Raw genomic sequence first — 23791 nt, forward strand, 5'->3', positions numbered from 1 at the left:
AAAATTATTTACAGTTATCCATTACACTTTGCGACATTTTTTTGGCTAAATCTAGGTTTTCATTTTCGATAAGACTTATTTTAGTTTGAATGGAAAACTTTTCGTTTCCAAAAAGTGTAACCAACTCTCCTCCCTTTTCTTCACTAAATCTCCAATATGCTTTATCACCAAGATTTTCTATGTTTCTGAAATTAAAGTTCGTTCGAGCAGTCATCAATCCTTGAACAGATGATTTTTCCTCTTCTGATCTCGATTCCAAATGCTGATTCAGATTTTCTTCAATTTGGGCAATTTCTTCGTCACTTAGCACTTTGTATGCCCTGTCAAAGGCGTCAAGGATTTCTGCAGATTTCATTTCAGAATTATAAGCGCTCAAGTTTGAAATACCTACGAAATTATCATCGGGTAAGAAAATGTGTTCGCTTACGGGGCTTTGTACCTCTGGGCGATCACTCTTCCAGAAATAATAGGCGTTACCATATTGATCCTTTCTGTCAGTTGTTTTGATTTCAAAATCATTGATGGATAAACCTAGGAGTTCAGCTAGATTCTCAACGGGCAATAGTTGCGTATACGTATAATCCAAACTTCCTAAGCAGTTTAAAGAAATACTTTTGGAGGCAACTCCTAATTCTTGTTCTTTTGACTGGGTTCCTTCATTTTTGCAACTGAAGAAAAAACATAAACTGACAATAACTGCAATTTGTTTCATAGTAAGAGTAATTTAAAAAACAAGAGGCTGAATTAACAGCCTTCTTGTTTTGATTGATATCTGTTAAAGGACATATAGGGGTTACCAAATATTTGTTGTACAACCATTGTCTGCTGTCACATTATCTCCAATGGTTAAATTCGGATTACTTGACTGACCTGTAAGCAGACGATAGTTAATTCCACATCCATTGAAACTCATAAACTTTACATTGTGAACGTTCAAAAAACTATTATACCAAAGCCAAATATTAGCTTGAGGAGCATTCAAACCTGAATAACGGATTTCAGCATGCCCAATTTCATTGACTGCGTGTTCACTTGAAACATAGATCCCCTTCCAAGCTTTTGCAACTTTTGAAACTGCAGAAAATATAATAGGATCAGCAGATGTTCCAACAGCTTTAATTCCTCCACCATCTTCGTGAATCAATAAAGAAGTTTCAGCTCCAAATTCAATCTCAACACCTGGTTGAATCGTTAGAAGATCTCTTACAATTACTTGTTTAACTGCGTTTGATATAACGCTATATGGAACATCCAATTTGTACCAAGTTGTTGGAGTTTTGATTGGTTCTCCATAAGGATCTACGTATACAAAATCATCGATATTTCCTGAAAATTGATTGGTGTTATTCATAGCATTGAGGTATCCCGGATTTACAACTGCTGGTGCTTTGTTGTTGGTAAATTTGTTATTTTCAATTGTCAGTATACTTGAGGTATAGGTAGCATTGATACCATAAGAATCACTATTTGACACCAAAGAATTTGTCATTTTCAAACGAGAATCTGCCCACACAATAATAGCACCTTTGTCATTATTGCTATTGAAGCTCTTTCCTCCTGCATCAAAAATTTGGGTATGATTCAGTTCGTTAAGCGAACTGTTGCTATCGATCATAAGACCTCTCCACCAACCTCTATTGTTAGCGGTACCTCTCATTATAATAGGTTCAGTACTTGTACCCATAGCTGAAATAGATCCATTAGCAGTATGGAAATCATCCACTTCTAGTCCCGCATCTTCTTCAAATTCTATTACAACACCAGGCTCAATTTTAATAGGAGCAGTAACATGCATCACACAAGTCACAATATAATCTACAGGAGCATAAGGGTCGTTGGTCAAAACTCTAGCTTCTTTGAAGAAATTACAATCCAAAACAATGGGTTCATTAAATTCTTCTAAGATTGGGTCAGAAGAATCATCGTCAGATGTACAAGCTGAAAATAATCCTAAGATTGAAAAAATAAATAAATATCTAATCGCTCGGTTGGTAAATAAGTTTACATTTTTCATAAAATTAATGTTAAGGGGTATATAGGTTAAAATTTGTATTTCATTCCAATCATGGCTACTACCTGATCATAATCACTGATTACATATTTAAGTTCAGCAAATGGCGCAAACTTATTGGACAGATGATATTTAAATCCTCCACCTAAATTTGCTCCAAATTTCCCTTCTGAATCAGAATCGGAAATACCCATAAAATCTGCTTTGACAGAGGCATGCGTATAATTCAATCCTCCTAAGCCATAAACGCCCATGGATTCGTTATTGATAAAATAATAGTTGATATTTCCATTAACTTCCCAAAAATTATTGGTGATGTAATGGTATTTTTCTGGGAAATAAAAAAGGAAGTTGGGTGATATAGATAGATTGTCCATAATGGAAAATTCTCCAATGACTCCAATCGCAAATCGATCGATTTCGCTTCCAAAGCCGAACATCAATCCAATGTTGGAGTCATTTTGTGCATTCAAAAGGCCATTTCCTGTGAATAGGATCATTGCACTTAAAATCAATTTTTTCATTTGTGTAATGTTTATAAAATTTGTTTACATCTATTTAGTGTGGAATAAGAAAAAAAGTAAACACATATTTCAAAAGAATTTTTCTTTTTTAGAAAAACACCGCTTCAACTTATGAAAAAAGGGCTGCCCAAAACGCCTAGTGAACATTTAGCCATGTTTTAGGCAACCTCATTCTTTTTGATACAAAAACAATTTTAAATTATAAAACACTAAATTCTTTTGCTTTTGTGCGGAATTATTTTTAAGATTAACTTGCAGAAGATTCTGCGAGATAGTCCGCATAAAACAAGAGTTTACTTCTTAGTGGTAAAAAACCAAAAAAGTAAACGAAGAAGAAAAATGCTTACCTTTTTAAAATACTTACACTAAATGGTAGATGAAGACGTAAAAAAATATTTGAAAAGCAACAGAGAGGAGGCTTTATTTAAAATATATGATTTCTATAAACCGGCGTTTTTTCAATATGCCAACAAATATGGACTGCCTGCTGATGACCTTTTGGATATTTACCAAGATGCTTTTATTGCCTTAAGTGAACATGCCAAAAAAGGCAAACTAGACAATTTGAAAAGCAATGTGAAAACCTATTTTTTCGCTATCGGAAAATACATGGTGTACAACAAACTGAAAGACAATAAAAAAATTGTAAACGTTGATTTCATGGATGAACTACAATCAAAAGATTTTGATTTTAATTTAGAAATGGAAGAAGTAGAACAAGACAATCAATCCATTTTACTTCTACAAAATGCCATTCAAAAATTGGGTGGTAAATGCGAAGAACTATTGCGGCTATTTTATTACGAGGAGAAAAATCTTGATGAAATTGTTGAAATTATGTGTTATGAGAATAAAGATGTGGCAAAAAGCCAAAAATCTCGTTGTATAAAAAATTTAAAAAACTTGATAATACCATCCTAATGGACAAAGAACATTTAATAACTAGTTATTTTGAAAATTCGCAAACCGAAGAAGAGCGTCTATTGATGGAGGAACTTTTAAAATCAGATGCTGAATTTTTAGAGGAATTTACCTTTAGAAAGAATTTAAAACTTGCATTTCAACGAAATCAAAGAATGGAGTTGAAAGAAAAACTGAGGATCCATGAAAGTCAAAAACAAGTAAAGCCAACCTTTCAATTGAATTGGAAATATGTCGCTGCAGCTATATTAATTCTTGGATTTGGGACTTATTTCATGATGAATTCCCTACAAAATTCAGAGGATTTATACACCCAATACTACGAAACCTATCCCAATTTAGTTGCGCCCGTTGTACGTGGTGATAACCAAGATACCAACTTGGAAACAAAAGCATTTCAAGCGTACGAGAACAAGGAATTCAAGCAAGCTGTTGCCCTATTTTCAGACCTATACAAAACCAATCAAAAAGAATATGCTCTTTTTTATCAAGCCATGTCTTATTTAGAAATTGAGGGACAAACCCAAGAAGCGATATCCTTACTTAAAAACACAGATTGGTCCAAGGAATTCAAAGAAAAATCTCTATGGTATTTAGCGCTTGCTCAATTGAAAATCCAAAATACTGAAGAAGCCAAAAAGTCCTTGCAAAGTTTACAAGATTTGGGCAACTATCGACAAGATCAAGTTAAGCAACTACTCGATCAGCTTTAGATTTCCATAAGAAAAATCCGCCACTCAATAGACCCAATATTGCTGTGACATACCACCAAGAGAAGGAATCTTCCTTTATGGGCGCAACATTGCCTGTGACAACAAATCCTGCCCAATAATAGGGGTGCAAAAGTTCTGGTTCGTTGACTGTTTTCAAATAACTCAACTTTGCATTACGCAAAGCTTCGTTTTTTGTTTGGCCTTGTTTTAGGTTTTCATAAAACATCACCATCAGTTCAGAAGTTTCTTTGTCCGATACTTTCCAAAGGCTCATCACAGTAGAGGAAATACCAGCATATGTAAAGGCACGCGACAAACTCATAACACCATCTCCCGATTCATTCATCCCTAGACCAGTATTACAAGCACTCAAGACAATCATATCTGCATTCAAATTCATATTGTAGATTTCTGAGGCAGTTAATTCGCCTTCAGTCTCGTCATCAGCATAAAAATACATTCTACTCAACATAGGATTGAGAGGATCAATTTCAGAATGCGTTGCCAAATGCAAAATAGAAGCTTTGGGTGCTTCCTGTAAGAAACTTGTTTTTGTCGCCACTTTACCCGTGATCTCTTTTCCTTTGATCAAATCCTTTATTTTCTGTACTTCCAATTTGTTATTCGGCAAAGGTTGCTTCACAAAATCTGGTGCAAAGCCCAACCAATTTACCGATGTTCTTCTCTTCGATTCCATCTGATTTTGCAAAGTAAATAACTGAACAGAACCCGCATAACTAAGATTAAAACGCTCCAACAAATTCGATTCACCATAAGGCAAAATTTCAAAAGGCAATTGGGCCAAATTTTTATCAGCGATGATCACCAAATCCTCGATGTTGTCTGGAATTTCTGGAAGCAAATGCTTAGCAATAGAAACAACAGATTGCTCAATTGGCTTTCTTTGTACCAAATGATTGATCACAAGGTCGGTCTGCTTTTCTATTTCTTCAAAATTCGGAAGTGAAACAAAGTCGATATGATTTTTCGTTACAAACAATCGATACATAGAATTCTCACCCACGAAATATTCCAAAAACCCTTGATTTTCATTCAAGGCATGGGTTTGATAATACTGAATGTTTTCAGACAAAATCAAGTTTTTAGATTCGTAATAACTCATATGGTTTTTCTTCAAATAATCTTGAATTCCCTCCATTTTCGCATTCATATTGATTCGATCATCCAACAAAACTTTTAGTTCATTTTGATCAAACAAACTATCCATTTCTGCGCGAGAAATTTTCCTATTCAACTCACCCAATTTCTTAGCAATTTCTTTCTCCTCCTCCAAAACGGATTGTGGTACACCAGTTTGCGTTTTTATTTCTGAATCCAACATTCCATCAATCAAAATTGTCGATTTATTGATTTCCATCAACTTAAAGAGAGTATTGTAAACCTCTGCGCTGGGAGAAACGCGATGCAACTCAGCTGCCAATTCAAGCGAGCCTTCAATATGCTTTGAAACACTTTGGCTATAGAAAAGTTTTGAATCTTGGTATTTGTATTCAGACTTTCCTTTGATGATCAATTCAATCAATTGATCTATGTTTGAATGAGCTTTCTGCAAATTGTCTATCGAACCAGAAGTTTCATAATTCTTCAGCAAAATAGCATTCTTAATCGCCAAAATATCCAATTCCATCAAATGAGTATTGGTTTTACCTTTCAATATTTCTTCTGTCTTTTCTAAAAACTGTATGGCTTCTGGTAGTTGATTCAATCCAAGATAAATCTCACTAAGTTCCAGACAACTTATTGCCTTTATTTTGAAATCATCATCCAAATGTTGATTAATCAATTCATAATCGAGTAAAGCATAATGAAGAGCCTTTTCAAAATTTTTATTTTTTACATGAATCTTTGTGATTCGATCGTAAGCAGAAGATATTGAATAAATTCGGCCTGAAGCTTGGGCAGATTCTACCGCCAAAAGACAATAGTATTCTGCTTCCTCTAGTTTACCCGCCATTTCCTCAATTACCGCAAAGTCCAAGTAAACTTGAGTTGTAAACTTATCGTCCTTTCCGTAAAAATCAAGGCTTTCGACCAAAACCTTTTGCATCAATTCTCTAGCCAAATCATAATGACCTCTTTGCGTATAAATTCTTGACAAAGACATAGAAGCCAAAGATTTCAAATAAACACTTTCAGTCTTGATTACTTCATTGGCAAGCGAATAAGCCTTCAAAGCGTAAAATTCTGCCTTTTGAATATCTCGAATGGTAAAATAGGTATCTGCCAATAAAGCATTGTACGTGATAAGCGTGGGACTTGCTTCTCCATTTGCATCAGTCTCCCATTCAATTGCTTCTAGCAAATATGATTCAGATTCATGATAATCACCTGTTTTTCCTTGATAGATCATACCAATATTAAATGCCAATTCCCCCCTTCTTAATGTTGCCTGACTTGTATTATTCTCAATACTTTTATATCCTTCGTAGGCTTCTTTCATATAATAGAGAGAACTATCTATTTTGTCATAATTATAATAACCACCACCCAAATATTGCATTAAGGCATATTTCCTATGCTTCCATCGATTTTCGTAACTCTCCAATGCTAGCTTACAATAATAAGCAGAAGTGGAAAAATTTTTCTGTCGATAATACCATTTACCCAAAGACTCATATAGCAAACCCATCGTATTCTTGGCAACAGACGGATTGTTCTGATAGGTTCTTGCCAATTCCTCCAAGCTTATGTGCGCATTTTCTTGCCCTTGAATCATAAAAATTTGCTGCTTGAGAAACATCAATTGAACATACAAATCCAAATGCTCAGTTTTCAATTTAGAATTCTCAGTCAGAGTTTTCTCGATCAAATCCAAATCCTGATTCTGCAGTTCGAGGTTCTGACTATAATCTCTTTTGAAAGCGTGAATGTGAAGACTATAAACCAACGCTTTCAAATCTTGTTTAGTGGCGTTGGCAAACTCCTTTTCCTTATAATAAGTGCCAAAGATAGAATCTGCAATAGGAAGTTCAGAAAAGTCTCCAATTGTATAGGCTTTCAAATATATTTCCTCTGCCTTTTCAAATGGACTTATGGTTTTAGATTCAAAACCCAAATGAATAAAGAAACTACAAAATATAAAGAATAGAAAAGCTTTACGCATAATAAGTTTTTATTCAAAACTAATTATTAAAAAAGCGTAAACCTAAGAATACAAATGAATTATTCTATCGTTCAATAATTTAGAACGCATTTAGACAATTTGCCAAACAAAAAATCCTATACGTACTCTTCTATCAAAAAAAGAATGGACTAAGAAATATTTTTCTTTGGACTCAAATTCATATACACAATGGCAGACAAAATCAACGCAATCCCCAACCATTGAATCGCCAAAACTTGTTCGCCAAGTAAGATATAAGCAAACAAAACCGAAACAGGAAGCTCCAAAGAAGACAAAATACTACCCAATCCCAAGCCCACTTTCGGGAAACCAAGATTGAACAAAATCGGAGGCAAAATCGTTCCAAATACCGCCAAAAAGATCCCAAATTTCCAGAAAATCGAAGCATCAAAAGCGCGAACATTCTCCAAACTCCAACCATTCGACACATAGAGTTCACGTACTCCATCAAATAGATGCGGACCCATTTGCGCAAAGAACGAATACGTCATCACGACCACCAGACCACCAATCAACATCAGAAAACTCTTTCTAAAAACCGGAAGATAATTCCCGATTCTATTGGCCGTAAACATCGTCGTAGAGAACGAACAAGCCGCCATCATACCCCAAAAGATACCGCGCCAGTCCATCTCGACATCTGTTTGTACAAGATTCGTCGCCAAAACCGTCCCAAACAAGATCAAAACAACCGAAACAATTTTTCGTGTCGTAGGGAAGCGTTTCGTTAAAATACTTTCCACCACAACCCCAATCCATACCGACTGCATCAACAACACAATCGCGATCGAAACATTGATGTACTGAACCGACAGATAATAAAACAAACTCGTAAAACCAAGAGAACTACCTGCGAGGATCAAGCGAAAAACATCCTTCTTCAAGGGTTTCGCCAATGGCTTTTTCGCAGTTGCGGTTTGGATCAGATTCAATACCAACAACCCCAAAATACCAATCACAAACTGAGAAGTAGTCACCTCAGCCGTCGTATATCCCTCTTTGTAAGCAATCTTCACAAAAGTCGCCAGCATACCATAGATACTCGCGCCAAATCCTACCATCAACACACCTTTCCACAACTGATTCTTCTGCATACTCATCTCTTTTTTTGCTTCTTCAAGCTTATTTTAGGTTCAAACAAGCCGGCAAAACTCCAACAAATTTTACAACTTGCAAAATAATTCACACAAAAAATTAAGAGTCAATTCCTTATCGGGGCGTGCCCACGTCTTGTCTCGTTTGCTGACGAGCCAAGCCGCGGTCGGGCTTTCCGTTACAACTCCTCGCCTCCTTCGTCGTCTGCGGGGTTTCCACTACACTCCCTCACGCGAAATACCTTAAAACAATACTATCATTGCCACCCAGTCATTGCCACCCCCATAACTATCGGGGGAAGCAATCCCCCCAAAAAAACCTCAGAGAGGTCAAATAGCTGTAAAAACACATACAATGATGAAAACCGACTTCAGAGAAGTCGAACGGAAAAATCCTCCCAGTCATCCTGTCCCGATAGCTATCGGAAGTCGAAGGAAGGGCTGGGGAAAAGATTTTTCCTCACGCGAGATACTTTATAACTATTCAGGCCTATAGTCATGCTTGTCGAAGCACAGAAAATCCCATTCTCAAAATTAAAATATAGAACTACAAAAAAAAGACCTCAGCGAGGTCAAATAGCTATAGAAACACAAACAATGAAGAAAAACGACTTCAGCGAGGTCGAACAATGAAAAATCTTAAAAAAATTCGATCAAACCCGATGAATTTTAACGATTTTCAATTTCGTATTGAAAGGTTACTACTCTAAAATTCCATAATCTCAACGTTTGAATCGCATAAAGCTTCTGATTTTTTTCATGAATCATTAATTCGTCACTAAAACTAGAATGATAAAGTGACCAAATTGAGTTTTTTGAATCACTTAAAAGAAAATAGAATCCTGGATCTCCAAATTTCTTTCCAATAGACTGCAATATTAATTCACCTTTCTCTCCCACTTTAGGTTTCAATATGATGGTCGCATTTCCCTTAGGTAATGGAAAAACTGCTTTAATACAAATCGTTCCAGAAGGAATTTCACATATCCCATAAATTCCTGAGTAGATAATTTGTCCCGATGATTTTAGTTTTCGCAACCAAATGGTATAGTTTACTTCTTTTGAATGTTTATCAATCAATTGAATCAATTCACTTGAGATTTCTTGCGAATCAGCTGGCTGACTAGATGGAATGTTTAATTGATTGATTCGTTGGCTAAATAATTTATTGATTAGTATTCCAAAAATTTTAAAAGATAGATTCCAATTAACCTTAAATTTAAAACCATACTCAGATGTATTTTCATAAAACTGAATCACTCCTTTTGATAATCGAGTAAGATCTTCTTGGGGTAGTTTTAATAAATCCATTGAATTTAATAATCCCACTGATTGACAATTTCTTAGTATTTCCAAATCTTCACTTTGCGCAAGTTCTTGAATGAAATTTTCGCCAATTCCTTCCATTTCCCCAAATGGCCCCATAAGCCAATTAATGTCTTTTGGATTTAGTTTTCTTCCCCAAATTATAATCCATTGTTGGGTAAACCAATCTTGGAATTTTTGCATGGTATAGGCGAAATTCATTTCTCAACTATTGATTTACCGAATAATCAGATTTGCCTTTCCAAATTCCAAATTCATCCAAAATTCGAAATCTCAGCGTTGTAAATTCATAATGAAAATCTTTTCTATTTCGTTCGATCATGGCATTTTTATGTCGTTTGGGGTCAGGAACATGGCTATGTCCCCGAACCATATCAGTCATTTCCTTCTGAGTCTTCCAAATTGAAAATGTGGATACTAAATTCGGATGACGAATCGAAGCCAATGACAAATTAGTACCCGTATGATCTCTTACCAATTTCTCAACAGGCCTCCCCCATTGAAGAAATCTTGGAATCTCTTTAAACTTCATTCTTGCAAGCGTAACAGCTACTACTGGATTTATATCAGAAGCATCTTGCGAATTATTATTTTGAATTTGAAACCCAGAAATATTCCCCCATTGTCTTAGAAATTCAAGTTTTAGAAACCAACCATTTTTCAAAATCTTCCCAATTGAATGATGATTTAAAAAATCCTGAAAAATTTCTTCATTTTCCCATTGCGCAAACACAACCACATCTTTTGAAATAAATCTTGATTTCGAAATAATCGGAGAACCTAAATTCATTACTGACATCGTTTCGACATGAATCAATCCTTTTATATTTTTTGATTTCGGAGGTGAAATCAAAAGTTTGATTGAATCGAAAATTGAAAGATTAATTAAATGATAGGTGAAAAAACTCATTTTCTTGTTCGTGACTTAACGATAATTATTTTTGAAATATATCAAAGTTATACGAATTGCAAGTAAAAATTCCAAGTAATTATTCCCAATTCTTTAGATATTGAATTCTTGTCATAACAAAAAACCTCCCAAGTTTCCTAAGGAGGTTTTCATTCTATATCTAAAAAAAGATTAATCCATATACGACTCAATGCTCGGACAAGTACAAATCAAGTTTCTGTCTCCAAACGCATCATCAATTCGTGCAACTGGCGTAAAGAACTTACGATCTCTCACCCACTCCAACGGATAAGCCGCTTTCTCTCTCGAATAAGGGAAATTCCACTCATCTGCCGTTACCGTATGCAACGGATGCGGAGAGTTCTTCAATACGTTATCATCTTGCGGATAATCACCGTTCGCAATCTCATCAATTTCTGCTTTGATTTGAATCAATGCCTCAGCAAAACGATCCAATTCCGCTTTTGATTCCGATTCCGTTGGCTCAATCATCAAAGTTCCAGCAACAGGGAAAGAAACCGTTGGCGCGTGGAATCCATAATCCATCAAACGCTTCGCAATATCGGTCACTTCAATTCCCAATTTCTTAAACGGACGGAAATCCAAGATGAATTCGTGTGCAACCACATTGTTAGAGTTCGTGTACAATACATCATAATAATTCGCCAAACGCGCTTTCAAGTAGTTCGCATTCAAAATTGCATGTTTCGTAGAATTCGTCAATCCTTCCGTTCCCAACATACGGATGTATGCGTAAGAAATCGTCAAGATCAAAGATGATCCATAAGGCGCTGCCGAATATACCGTGTCAGAATCCTTTCCTCCTGTTTCAATCAATGGGTGCATACCCAAATAAGGCGCTAAATGGTTCGCCACACAGATTGGTCCAACACCAGGTCCACCTCCACCGTGTGGAATCGCAAATGTTTTATGCAAATTCAAGTGACAAACGTCTGCCCCAATCATTCCTGGAGCCGTCAATCCAACTTGTGCATTCATATTCGCACCATCCATATAGACTTGTCCACCTGCTTCGTGAACTAAATTCGTTACTTCTTTGATGTTCGCATCAAACGCACCGTATGTAGACGGATACGTGATCATCAAAGCCGATAAATTTTCTTTATGTGTTTCGATTTTCGCTTTCAAATCTTCTACATCGGTTTCACCGGTTGGTTTGTTTTTCACAACAACCACTTTCATTCCCGCCATTGCAGCAGAAGCTGGATTGGTTCCGTGTGCAGATTCCGGGATGATCACGACATTTCTATGACCTTCTCCATTTGCGATTTGATACGAACGAATCACCATCAAACCTGCATATTCTCCTTGCGCACCAGAATTCGGTTGCAAAGAAGTCGCTGCAAATCCGGTGATTTCAGACAAATAGTTTTCTAAATTCGAAATCAATTCTTGGTATCCAGCTGCATATTCTTTTGGAACAAATGGATGAACAGCATTGAATCCGCTCCAACTCAATGGGAACATTTCCGCTGCAGCATTCAATTTCATCGTACAAGATCCTAACGCAATCATTGAATGATTCAACGCCAAATCTTTACGCTCCAAACGTTTGATGTAACGCATCAATTCCGTTTCTGTATGATAGGAATTGAATACTTCGTTGGTCAAGAATTCAGAACTACGAACCAATTCAGCAGGAATTCTTCCTTCTTTGAATTCAACTTTTCCGATGGTTTTTCCTTTGATCGAAGCAAAAACTTCAATCAATTTCGTCAATTCTTCTTCCGAAACAACCTCATCCATTGAAATGCTGATTTTTCCTTCTTCAAAGAAATTCACTAATAGATCGTTGGATTCAAATGCTTCTTTGGTAATTCCTTCCGCTTCGATTTGAACGGTATCAAAGAAAGATGAATGAATCGTTTTGTATCCTAATTCATTCAACGCATCGTACAAACGAACTGCTTTTTGGTGAATGTTTTGTGCGATGAATTCCAATCCAGATTTTCCGTGGTAAACCGCATACATTCCAGCCATCACCGCCAATAAAACCTGAGCTGTACAGATGTTTGACGTTGCACGTTCGCGTTTGATGTGTTGTTCACGAGTTTGCAATGCCATACGCAACGCAAATTTTCCGTTTCGATCTTGAGAAACCCCAATGATACGACCAGGAATTTGACGTTTGTAATCTTCCGTACAAGCCATAAATGCAGCGTGAGGTCCGCCATAACCCATCGGAATTCCGAAACGTTGTGAAGTTCCCACCGCAACATCTGCTCCCATTTCTCCTGGAGATTTCAACAAGGTCAACGCCATCAAATCAGTCGCAACTGTAACTTGGATTCCTTTTGCTTTCAAGCTTCCAATCAATTCGGTGTAATCATACACACGACCTGATTTCCCTGGGTATTGCAACAAAACACCGAAAAAGGTTTCGTCCCACTCAAAGTCCAATGGGTTTCCAACAACTATTTCAATTCCCAATCCGCTAGCTTTGGTTTCACAAACCGCTAAACTTTGTGGGAAAATATCTTCAGCGATGAAAAATTTGTTCGCTGCTTTTAATTCTCTTGGTCGTGACTCAAAAGTCATATGCATCGCTTCTGCACAAGCAGTCGCTTCGTCCAACAAAGATGCGTTGGCCATTGGCAATCCAGTCAAGTCAGAAACCACCGTTTGGTAATTCAACAAAGCTTCCAAACGACCTTGCGCGATTTCCGCTTGATAAGGTGTGTAAGCTGTGTACCATCCTGGATTTTCCAAAATATTACGTTGGATGGGAGAAGGCAAAATCGTGCGGTAATATCCGTACCCGATGAAACTTCTCGCTTTTTTATTGTTTCCAGCTAATTCTTGTAAGTGCTGTAAAATTTCATATTCAGACAATGCATCGGGCAAATCCAATGGTTTTTGGAATCGGATTTCAGCTGGCATTGTATCGTTGATTAATTCGTCAATAGAATTCTTTCCAATAACAGAAAGCATCTCAGCCGCATCATTCGATAAAGTTCCGATGTGGCGAAGTGAAAAATTTTGTGTATTCATATGTTTGTTTGCGGTGAATTTTAATGAAGCCCAAAATTACTTATTTTTTTTCGTTGTATAGTAATAAGTAACAACGAAAAATAATATGATAATTTCCCTCAGACCTAAAAATTTCAAATAAAAAAGACTGAGGAAAATTACGATTTTTAACCGAACTAATTACTAATCTTTATCAACCATTGTTGATAAACTTGAGCTTCCTAAAACCTCCACAATAATTAACAATCATCGCAACAAATATCTTCTACTGAAACCAATGGCGAAGAACGATAAATACGGTAGGAACCGAGATGTTCAGTCAACGGATTATACAATTTTTGATTCCTGAATTTTTCCACAAACACACGATCTTCAAGTTCTCCATTATACTCGCTTCCTTTGCGAGGCAAAAATTGCCATTCATTATCCATTGGAAACATCTCTACCGTCAATACGCTGATAGGATTGGATTTCGACAAATTGAGTTTCACCAATTTCTCTTGAATTTCTTTTATTGGGATATACGCAACACCATATCTTGTTCCATCTTCCTTCTCAAAACTCGAATTAAATTGAGACGAAATCTTATTTTTTCGAACCTTATAGGGAATATTCCCCGAGTCGATTAATAAGTTTCGATACGACTTTCCATCCGCTTGTAAAACTTGGGTGTATAACAAATACCAAAGACTCGTTTGAGGCGGAAAGGCTGCCACATTTTTCCCATTCAAAACGGCATTGGCAAAAGGCGCTGTAATGACCAATTCTTTTCGTTTGATTTTTTTAATAACATTTTGACCTTTAACGATCTGATATTCGGAAGTTCCCTTGGTATTTCGATAGGCATTGCAAATCAATTCTGGCGCAGGATGTTGAACAGAATTCACTTTCAAAGGTCTTCCATATCTGGCTTGGGAAGTACTCCAAAATTCTTTCTTATGCCCTACTCGAATTTCATAGGTAAAAAACCCAAACAATTCATCGCTATTGGCGTGCATACCAACGGGAAGAGGCACCATATAAATCGTCCCAGGTCTTCCATTGGGCGTATTTTCTGGAATTAATTCTTGCATCAAACCAATTCCACCATAATCATTATCCATTCCAGGAACTATGATGCGCATCTTTTCGGCATCCAAATGAAACGGCTTATCTTGGTTTTCAAACTGAATCAATTCCTCACTAATTCTGCACAACAAAGGATCGGGTGCATTGTTTAACACACGAACATAATAGGTATCATCTGGATTGATCGGAGGTTCTTCAAATTCCAACCACAAAAAGCGTTGACGCGAATTGGAATAGGAATATTTTTCTGTATCATAAGTATAAGGCGAAAGTGCCATACCAGCCGAAACCAATTTGGGAACTTGTTGCGGAATCGTTGTAATCGGTAAATGCAAGGTTGCTTCAAAATCTTTGTCTTTTGGAATTCCTTCGAATTCTTCTCTAAAATTGGCTTGAATTCGATACTTCACATAAATTTCGTCTGGAAATTTCTTGTTGATTAATTTCGGATCGATGGCGTCCAAAAACACAAATCGCGTATGATCTCGCTGAACATCTCCTTTTATGAATTGCATATTGGCCGTATCAAAAATTCGAACAGTTCCAGCTAAATATTCCTCTCCGTATTCATTGTCTTTTTCGTTTTTATGGGAACGATAAATGGAAATACTTTCCAATTTCAATGCGTCCCAAGCCCAATCGCGCTGAATACTAAAATCAACTGCAGAAATCCATTGGTTGAACAATTCTGAATTCTCCGAAATCATCAAAGACGAAGAATCTGGCGCAAGCGAATGACGAATCTCTTTACTACAACCGAAATGAACGCGATGTCCTTCGGTTCCCAATAAAGTCATCCCCCGAGTTTCTAAATTCAATTCTTCGGCTATTTTGGTCAATTCAATCGAATCTTTGGCTTGTTTCACCACCAAATAACTTTGCGAAACAGTCGTTGGTTTATTGACATTAATGGCGGTAAATTCGTTGGTAGGCTGCAAGTAAAATGCTTTGAAACCGCCTTTAATTGGTGAAAGTAAATTTCGTTCAACTTGTGAAGCCTTGAAAGAAGTCAAAACGATGGATTTCCCTTCTCGAACCGAATCATCCGCATAATCATTATCGGCTTGACTAATTATCGGGGAAATTGTAATTCGTAGATTTCGCGCAGTAGGCAAAATCAATTCGTTATCTGCTCCTTGATTATCAAATCCCGTTACAAAATTCAATTGTTTATCATCTTGATAGACAATATTCAAATCAAAAGTTTGGCTATAATCATTGGTGGAAGAAAGCAACTGAAATTCTTTTTCATACAATTTCACATAAGGTTCTTTTCCGTTTTCGGAATTTACATTGTCCATTTCCAAGGTCTTCACCTCTACTTTGACTTTGATATAATCTACATCAGGATCAAATAATCCAATTTGTTTGGAATCCTGATTGGGTGAATTATTGTTTCGAAGAATATTTTTCAAATCGGTAATTGGATCGTTGTATTTTCCCGTGAAAACAACTGCCGGATAACTCAACAACGGACGTTTGAAACGCAAAACTGGATTGCTTTCATCGACCAAATTTTCTAAAATACTTGTATTGATTTCTTGGATGGGGATTCCATCATTTGTAAAACTTTGTGAATTGAAGGTTTTTTCCACATTCAAGATCTGCATCGCAGCGGCTGCAATATGACGTTTAAAATGAATTTCAGAAACATTGCTTTGTCCGCCATTCAAGGGTTCATCGGAAGTGGAAGCGGCTCCACCTGTTAAATCCATCAAGCGAACTCTGAATTGATAATCTATGCCATAACGCAATTCCAAAGCTTCGGATTCTTCTTGTGAATACGGATAAAAAGTAGGTTTCGGAAGAAGTTTCTGGGCATTTTCGGTGGAATTGAAAACGCGAGTTTGCGCAAATTCAGGATTGTTTATTTCTTGTCCGTCTTTGTCTGGAATCGCCAAGGATTTTCCGATCCAATTCGTATAATACATTGGCAACCAAAATCCGTCCTCAACAGAATTTCCGTGAGAAATCGGGTGAACTTCTGTTCCCATTTCGAGTGCTTCATTTCTTTGCATCAGCGGAACTTGACCGTTCAATAAAATATCGCCATTGGCCACTACGCTATTTTGGGATTTCCATTGTCCTTCTTTTGATTCGCGCACATCAATTGCATAGGCAAAAACGCCCAAGGGTGTATCAACAAATTCGTCTGAAATCTCTTCTTTTCGAAGCATCTGTCTATTGTACCAAATGGAAAGTTGCTCATCGTCCCATCCTAGTTGCACCCCAAAATCCATTTGTGGCGGATTAGATTTGTCGGTTTCTTGTAAAAAATCTTGGTTGATCGGCTGACGCGAATGCACAATTTTGGCAAAGCCATCATCATATTGAATTGCTTCCGCCATAATTCGGTCAAAACCTGCAAAAACACCTGGATTTTCTGAAATCGGAAAAACAACTGCTGCAAATAAATTTCGTTTGCGATTTTCAGCATCTTCGTTTTCGCGAATTTCTTTCAATGCAGGAATTCTGGCTGCGTATTTCAACAGTCCGACTTGGTCAAAATCAGCCGAAGGAGCAAATTCGGTAAACATCCATCCGCCTTCATTGAATTCATCTTCTGAAATGGGGATCGAACATCGGTAAATGAGTCCTGCTTTTTCCGCTAATTTGGGATTTCGTAAACAAAAAGCCACCAATTTCCCCCAAGAAATCAAGTTGCGATCGGTGCTTGTATCGACCAATTGCGGTTTTTTATTCTTCACAGCACATTCATATTCGTCATCCAAAACGGCATATTTGGTTCTGGCTTTAGTGAAATTGAATGCTTTTCGATAGGTTTCTGGTAAATATTTCTTGATCGAAACATTTTTATATTTTTCAGCTTCCGCTTCAAATTTCCCATTGGGATTGGCGGTTTCACCATCATCTACTTTTACTTGTTCAGATTTTTCAATTTGATCTTTTAAAGCCATCCAAACTTCTCGTAAATCAGAAGAATTGGTAAGGATTTCAGGCGAATAGGTATTCGTGACATTGGTCCGAATCGGTGGGCCATCCAAAGTATTGATGATATGTGTTTCAAATTGAAAATTCGCATCGACAAATGCAGGCAATCCAGCTTTCAAAGGCGTTAAGGGATTGATATTTCTTGGAATTAGTAAGATATTGAAATACAGAATTCCGTCTTCATATTTTTGAGGAAAAGTTAATAAACTTAAAAGGATCGGTTCCATAATAGTCAGATTAAGTAGTTAGGAGATTTGGCGTTTTTCTTCCCAAGTTTCGGTAAAACTCAAGTTGATGACAAAGGCAATACTGATGTCGAGTGCAAAGGTGCAAGAGGCAATACAATTGGTAGGTCCGTTGCCAATTTTTTCGATACTTCCTTTGGCTTCGATAGCGATGGTAATTGTCACCAAACCACCCGCGATTTCGGCTCTACCACGGAAATAGAGATAAGCGCCCACCACTACATTGTTGTTGATTTTGATGTCAATTCCGACCATATACATAATCGAAACACTACCAATTACAGGTAAACCAACGCTGAGTTCCACTCCAAAACCAAATTTAAAATAGAGCGCTGGCGGATTGTTCAAATCGGCTGCCAATCCAACTTCCGCTTTTCCAACAGCATAAATGGTTGCAGCAGCCAAGGAAACGCACATCACACGTAATTCCGCTCCCAATTCCATAAATGCACCTGCAGAAGGTTTGAGTTGATTGATGGTTTTTGGGATGACAATCGGTTGATTGAAATAACAACCCACTCGGAAAAATGCTTCCATTTTGAGCGGTGTTGTTGGCGAATTATAATTCACAGGATCAAACGGAAAACGCACCAAAGAAATTTCCTTACTCGCTTTGAATTTGTATTCCCAAGCATCGGAAGAATTACTCATCGCGATTTTCAAGCCTTTTTTGACTGCCTCAACGGGTTTGTCCATACTTAGTTCGTCCAAGAATTCCAGAATCTGATAAATCGTTTCCAATTCTTTGTTGAATTTCAATTGGGGAACATTTCCTTTCTCGAGCGATGGTTTCACTGAAATTCCCGATTGAAAATTTCCAGTGATTGTAAGCAAAGGTTCGAAAATGGAAAGATTAACCAAAATGCTCAAATTATTCATTTCGTTTTTCCATTTATCACCTCCCGAAAGGGAATCGGTCACATAGTTAACCAAGGTATTGTCGGATTCTTTGCTTTCGTATTTGATGTAAATTCGGAATGGATCTCCTTCTTTACCCACCAAATTACATTTGAACTGATCGGGTAAGGTATAATTGATGACTTTTTTAATTCCTTCGGAATTTGGAAGAACATCCAAAACCTGAGAATCATTCAGAATTTCAATGGCTTTTTCAACATTTGGAAAAGGTCCTTTGCTGTCCAATAAATGAAAGGAATCAGCCAAAACCGATTTATAATTGGTCCATAATTTTCCTACTTGCCCTTTCTTCAAAAATGGATCGCGAAATAAGATTTTTTGGTTTTCTGTGTTTTGCAGAATTCCATAGGTTTTTTGAATATCATTGTTTAACAAAGCATCGGGAAAAGCAATTTTGGCTTCAGAAGATTCGTTCTGAATTTCCATTTCTATTTTATTTTTCTTTCTCAATCCTTTACGAATCACGGAAATATTTTTATCGTCTGCTAAATTTCCAACATTCCCCGATTGATCCACTTCTACCATACTCCAACTTCCTTCTTTGGGCAGGCGTACGGAACCTCGAACGGTACCAATAAATACAGGTTCATAAACATTTTGAGTCGATCGAGTGATGTCAACGCGATTGGCTTTTAATCTTTGACCCGATTCGGCGATATTTACTTCGCAATCAACATTTCCACCCAAAGAATCGCCGCATCTTTCGAGTAATTCAGCCATAATTCGCGGTGGAACAGGTACGCCTTCGGGTTCAATTTGTAAGTATCCTTTGAACTTTTTACCCGTGACCTTATGCTTTTCAAATCCTTCCGAATTTTCCACCAAAGCATCTGCATCAAAGGTAACTCCAATGAATTTCGCCTTCATTTTCAAATTCCCACCAGGATAAATCGCTACAGTTGTAGGCGTAGGTTTATAGTAATCTCCTTGTTGCAGGAAGTATTCCATTGTGATATAATCTCCTGAAACTTCTTTGATGTTTTCAACCCCATATACTCCTTTGAACAATCCAGGATGGAAATCCATTAAACTATCAAACTCAAATCCATCGACTTCATTCACCACATTAAAATTGAACAATCCATCGCTTTGGGCCACCCATCCTGAATCTTCCCGATAAATAACAGAATTGTTACGACGGAAGAAACTGATGGTACGAGTCGCGCAAACTCCATACGGATAAATCATACTAACCGCTTGAATGATTTCGTGTCCAAGTCGACCGCGAATCATATTAAATTTCGCTTGAGCAATGGAAGCATATTTCGCTTTGGGTCGTTTCCAATCACTAAAAGTTGACGCACCATATCCTGAAAAATCAATATGGGTAACTGGAACACCTAAAATATTATTGGGTCCTATGTTATAAACATTTTCAAAGATTAGATGCACCGTTTCGCTTAACACACTCTTTCCTATATCATTGGTAATATTTCGCAATTGAACGGTCATCCCCTTCAAAGTCGGCGGCGCAGTGGGCGCTTCGGGCGCGTAGGCTGAAATTCGGTATTGAATTCCACCTTGTAAACTGCTTGTTTGATAGTCAAAATTCGGCTGAATGAACTCTAAATGTTTGGCGTTGAAAGTGAGTTTTTCTTTGTCAAACCGAACCAATTGAGCCAAGGATAATTTCCCGTTGGGCAAGGAGAAGAAAATTCGTCCTTCTTTTGCACTTTCCGTAGAAATCATTTCATTGGGTTTGGGTTTTAAATTTTTCTGGAATTTTACAATATATTCCTGCGGATTGATTTTTATGAATTGATGATCGGTTTGATAAAAAACCGTCGGATATTGATTATTGGACAAGGTCAAATATCCTGGATAAGGATCATCTGGATTTTCTGAAATTGTTTCATTGATAAAAGGTTCCCAAGTAGTTTGAGGCAAAGTCATACCATTCAACAAAGTCATTGGAGCACGTAAATTCATTCGATCAATCTGAACAGAATTTTCTCCGGTTTGGGAAATGGTATTGGTTTCGCTCATCATCGCGCGCAAATTTCCAAATGACAAGGAAACACCCAAATGATCTTCCTTGGTACTGACATCAAAAAGGGTGAAAATTTCCATCCTTCTTCGATTGACTTCCTCTAGAAAACCTTTTCTAGTATCTATTTCCGATTCATCATAATTTTGATCAACCGAATCGGGAGCTAGTAAATGTTGGTTCATTTTGAAATCGACATTTACCTCACGAAAATCATTCTTTTCTTCCCAAGAACAAGTCGAAATTAAATCGCCAAAATCAATTAATTGACCTTCGTATTGATTGGTGTATATATCATAATTGTATTTGCTGTGGTAACGAACTCTACCTGTATACGGATGCGGCAAAGAAGGAATTAGTCGAATCAAATCAAAACCCATTCGTAAGTTTCCTTGGGTCAATTCATTGTTGGAATTATAATGACCTGACAGATGCAAATTCACCAATGGACTTGTGGCAATAAAAGCATTTTCTAGTACAAATTGATGTTTTTGTACCAAATCTTTGTAAGGATTTGCACCTAAAACTTGAACCGTGAAATTATCCTTTTTCGCTGTTTTGATGTAGGTGGTTTTTAGCATTTTTGGCGCCAAAACTTGACCATTTGCTTGGATAGGTTTATCGATCAGAAAATCCACATCTGCATTTGCACCAATTATTTCAGCTCCCTTGGAATCAGAAACAAAAACAAAATTATTGTGCGATGAAAAATCCAAATTGGCTTCCATATCATAAATTTCAGAATCTTCCTCGTCTGGATTTGCCTTGCGTTGCCACAAATGATAGTTTTCGGTAAGCTGAGAAAATTTCGCCTTTTCATCATTTAACATTATATATCCAGGCATCATTCGGAGTGATGGTTGTTGAAGCTCAACTTTGGATTGTGTGTCCAAGCCTTTCCAATGGGTTTTCAGTCCATTTTTAAGAAGTTGATAAATGTATCCGTTTCTTTCAACGGGTATTGTTTGGCCATTCTCAATTAATCTAGTTGTAAAATGCCATTGCGATTTCTGTATAGCAGATTGTCCTTCTATTTGAAAAAAAGGAGATGAACTATCCCGAATTTGGAACTCATTATCTGTAGTCGGAGTTAAATCTAAAAATAGGTTATTTTCTTTGGCGTCAAGTTGGAACTTGCGGCTGACTTGAAAATTTTTGGAATCACCAAAGACCTCCACATTTACTTCTTGCATTTGCGCCAAGGAAAGTTTCCCTCGTTGAAAATTAAATCTCATTTGAGGAGAAAATCCAAGCTTCATTTTTTGCGCATCCAATCCATAGGAATCATCATTTCCCATTTCAACATCATTGTCCAAATTCAATTCGAGTGAAAACAGATTCAATTGATTGACGATGATTTCTCCATTGTTGGGCGTTACAGGAACACGAAAATTAATTTTACCCGATTTAATTTTCACCCCAACGAAGGTCTTCCCAGGAGCCTGAACTCCTAAATAATTTGCATTGATCCAAACACTTCCTTTGGGCAATTTAATTTCCTCAATGGAATTTGGACCAAGAAGATTTCGCGTAATTTTCACTGAAATATACAGAATCGGTGTAGTAGAATTGGACATTCTGATACTCGAAACTTGCTGATAACGTATAAAATCAAAATACACTTCGGAACCCGAAATCGTTGGAAATGGCCCCAAAGTCATTTCGGGTTTTGGATTGAAATGAAAATCACTAAACTGAGTAGGAATTTGAATTAAATCCGCTAGTTTTTCACGTTTAATAACTTCAAATTCAGGATTTTCTGTAACAATAAGATTTTTAGCAATCTTTTTTAGAAAAGATGAATTCTGAATTTTTCGTTTAATACGAGATTTCGATTCGATTGTGGGAGTTTCAATACTCGAAAATTGAAGAGTAGATTTTTGTAAATGAGAGACCAATTGATTGATTTGTTCTCTTTTTTCATCGGTAGAAACATCCAAATTATACAAGGTTTTTTGGAGTATTTCTGGGGAAATAATTGCGCCCATTGCATTGGTATTAAGTATAAATTAGTAGAGGTTTAAGCAGATTTTTTTAATCTATCTATAAAATTACGCATTAAACGTCAATTGTTTACAAAATTTAACAAGGTATTTTTCCTGATTTTGCGAGAGGAATTTTCCTAATTGAAATATCTTTGAATGAATGTTTCAAAAACTTATTATACAAACCAACATTTGGGTGGCGCTTTGCTTCACTGCTTTGGTGGTATTTTTTCAATTGAACTTGTATGAAATCTTTTATTCCGTTTGGGGAATTGCCTTTTTTGGGACTTTAGCGATTTACAATTTCACCCGCATTAGCACAATCGAAGATTTCCTAAATCCAAAAAATCGCGGGCGCGTTTTCTTAACCATTTTGGGAAGCCTAGGAACCATCATTTGTGTTTTGCTAAGAGGATTCGAGTTGAAAACCTTTTTGTATTTAGGCATATTAGGATTCATCAGTTTTTGTTATTCCTTGCCTTTTAAAGGTTTGGGATTACGAGCGATTCCGTTTTTGAAGTTATTTTTGATTGCTTTTGTTTGGGCGGGAAGTTCCATTGGATTGCTTCTAGTCGTTCATCATTCTTTGCTGCAACATTATGCCCTATTTGCTTCGGTGTTCTTTTTTGTCGTTGGAATTACCATTCCTTTCGATATCCGAGATTATCCAACCGACTCAAAAGAATTGAAAACAATTCCTCAATTGATTGGAATTCAATATGCGAAATATTTAGCCATTTCAAGTTTGATCCTAAGTGGAATTTTATTGGGAATCGATGTAGAAATATTGAGTCCTTTTGGAATTTCTTGGTTGATAACATTGGCAATTTCTATCACATTGGTTTTATTTTCATCAACCAAAAGAAAGAATTTCTATTATTCATTTTGGATGGAAGCTTGTTCGATTCTACCTCTTCTCTTTTATCTACTCTCTTAAATTTTTATTAAACTTTAATTGAGAACGAATCGATTAACTGTTTTAATTGGTAATTTTAAGGTCA

The 23791-nt window shown here is 36.7% G+C and carries 13 protein-coding genes; 3 read left to right on the forward strand and 10 right to left on the reverse strand.

Features of this window, described 5'->3' with window-relative positions:
* Window positions 1-4 precede the first annotated feature (4 nt).
* From ABID46_RS06660 to ABID46_RS06670, 3 genes are all read right to left on the reverse strand, one after another.
* Entirely contained in the window at window positions 5-712 is a 708-nt protein-coding gene (locus ABID46_RS06660; protein ID WP_354508337.1) for a hypothetical protein, read from the reverse strand.
* 81 nt (window positions 713-793) lie between these two features.
* Window positions 794-2014: a right-handed parallel beta-helix repeat-containing protein gene (locus ABID46_RS06665; protein ID WP_354508339.1), complete on the reverse strand. Its 1221-nt coding sequence runs from the start codon at window positions 2012-2014 to the stop codon at window positions 794-796.
* 26 nt (window positions 2015-2040) lie between these two features.
* Window positions 2041-2535 (reverse strand): outer membrane protein, encoded by a 495-nt coding sequence (locus ABID46_RS06670; protein ID WP_354508341.1) that lies wholly within the window; start codon window positions 2533-2535, stop codon window positions 2041-2043.
* Window positions 2536-2904: 369 nt separating this feature from the next.
* Between ABID46_RS06670 and ABID46_RS06675 the strand changes: the two genes are divergently transcribed.
* Window positions 2905-3456, forward strand: coding sequence for an RNA polymerase sigma factor (locus ABID46_RS06675; RefSeq protein WP_354508343.1), 552 nt, complete (start codon window positions 2905-2907; stop codon window positions 3454-3456).
* The gene (locus ABID46_RS06680; RefSeq protein ID WP_354508344.1) at window positions 3456-4169 is read left to right on the forward strand and encodes a tetratricopeptide repeat protein; all 714 of its coding nucleotides are present in this window, start codon (window positions 3456-3458) and stop codon (window positions 4167-4169) included. Before ABID46_RS06675 ends, ABID46_RS06680 begins: the two co-directional genes overlap by 1 nt.
* On the opposite strand, the gene ABID46_RS06685 is transcribed toward ABID46_RS06680, so the two are convergent.
* The 7 genes from ABID46_RS06685 to ABID46_RS06715 all read right to left on the reverse strand — a co-directional run bounded on the left by ABID46_RS06685 (window position 4144) and on the right by ABID46_RS06715 (window position 22793).
* Complete coding sequence (locus ABID46_RS06685; protein ID WP_354508346.1) at window positions 4144-7293, reverse strand: CHAT domain-containing protein; 3150 nt, start codon at window positions 7291-7293, stop codon at window positions 4144-4146. The genes ABID46_RS06680 and ABID46_RS06685 overlap by 26 nt on opposite strands.
* Before the next feature lie 149 nt (window positions 7294-7442).
* Window positions 7443-8408, reverse strand: coding sequence for an EamA family transporter (locus tag ABID46_RS06690; RefSeq protein WP_354508348.1), 966 nt, complete (start codon window positions 8406-8408; stop codon window positions 7443-7445).
* A 669-nt stretch (window positions 8409-9077) separates the two neighbouring features.
* A complete protein-coding gene (locus tag ABID46_RS06695; RefSeq protein ID WP_354508350.1) occupies window positions 9078-9935 on the reverse strand; it encodes a hypothetical protein in 858 nt (285 codons plus the stop codon).
* A 7-nt stretch (window positions 9936-9942) separates the two neighbouring features.
* Window positions 9943-10524, reverse strand: a complete 582-nt coding sequence (locus ABID46_RS06700; RefSeq protein ID WP_354508352.1) for a hypothetical protein — start codon at window positions 10522-10524, stop codon at window positions 9943-9945.
* 291 nt (window positions 10525-10815) lie between these two features.
* Complete coding sequence (gene gcvP, locus ABID46_RS06705; protein ID WP_354508354.1) at window positions 10816-13656, reverse strand: aminomethyl-transferring glycine dehydrogenase; 2841 nt, start codon at window positions 13654-13656, stop codon at window positions 10816-10818.
* 218 nt (window positions 13657-13874) lie between these two features.
* Entirely contained in the window at window positions 13875-17882 is a 4008-nt protein-coding gene (locus ABID46_RS06710) for a hypothetical protein (RefSeq protein WP_354508356.1), read from the reverse strand.
* 18 nt (window positions 17883-17900) lie between these two features.
* Window positions 17901-22793: a hypothetical protein gene (locus tag ABID46_RS06715; protein ID WP_354508358.1), complete on the reverse strand. Its 4893-nt coding sequence runs from the start codon at window positions 22791-22793 to the stop codon at window positions 17901-17903.
* 157 nt (window positions 22794-22950) lie between these two features.
* Here ABID46_RS06715 and ABID46_RS06720 point away from each other — a divergent pair, with 157 nt between their 5' ends.
* Complete coding sequence (locus ABID46_RS06720) at window positions 22951-23727, forward strand: UbiA prenyltransferase family protein (RefSeq protein WP_354508360.1); 777 nt, start codon at window positions 22951-22953, stop codon at window positions 23725-23727.
* The last annotated feature ends 64 nt before the right edge of the window (window positions 23728-23791 follow it).

Origin of the sequence: Moheibacter stercoris (assembly GCF_040545805.1) — a bacterium.
GTDB classification, from domain to species: domain Bacteria; phylum Bacteroidota; class Bacteroidia; order Flavobacteriales; family Weeksellaceae; genus Moheibacter; species Moheibacter stercoris.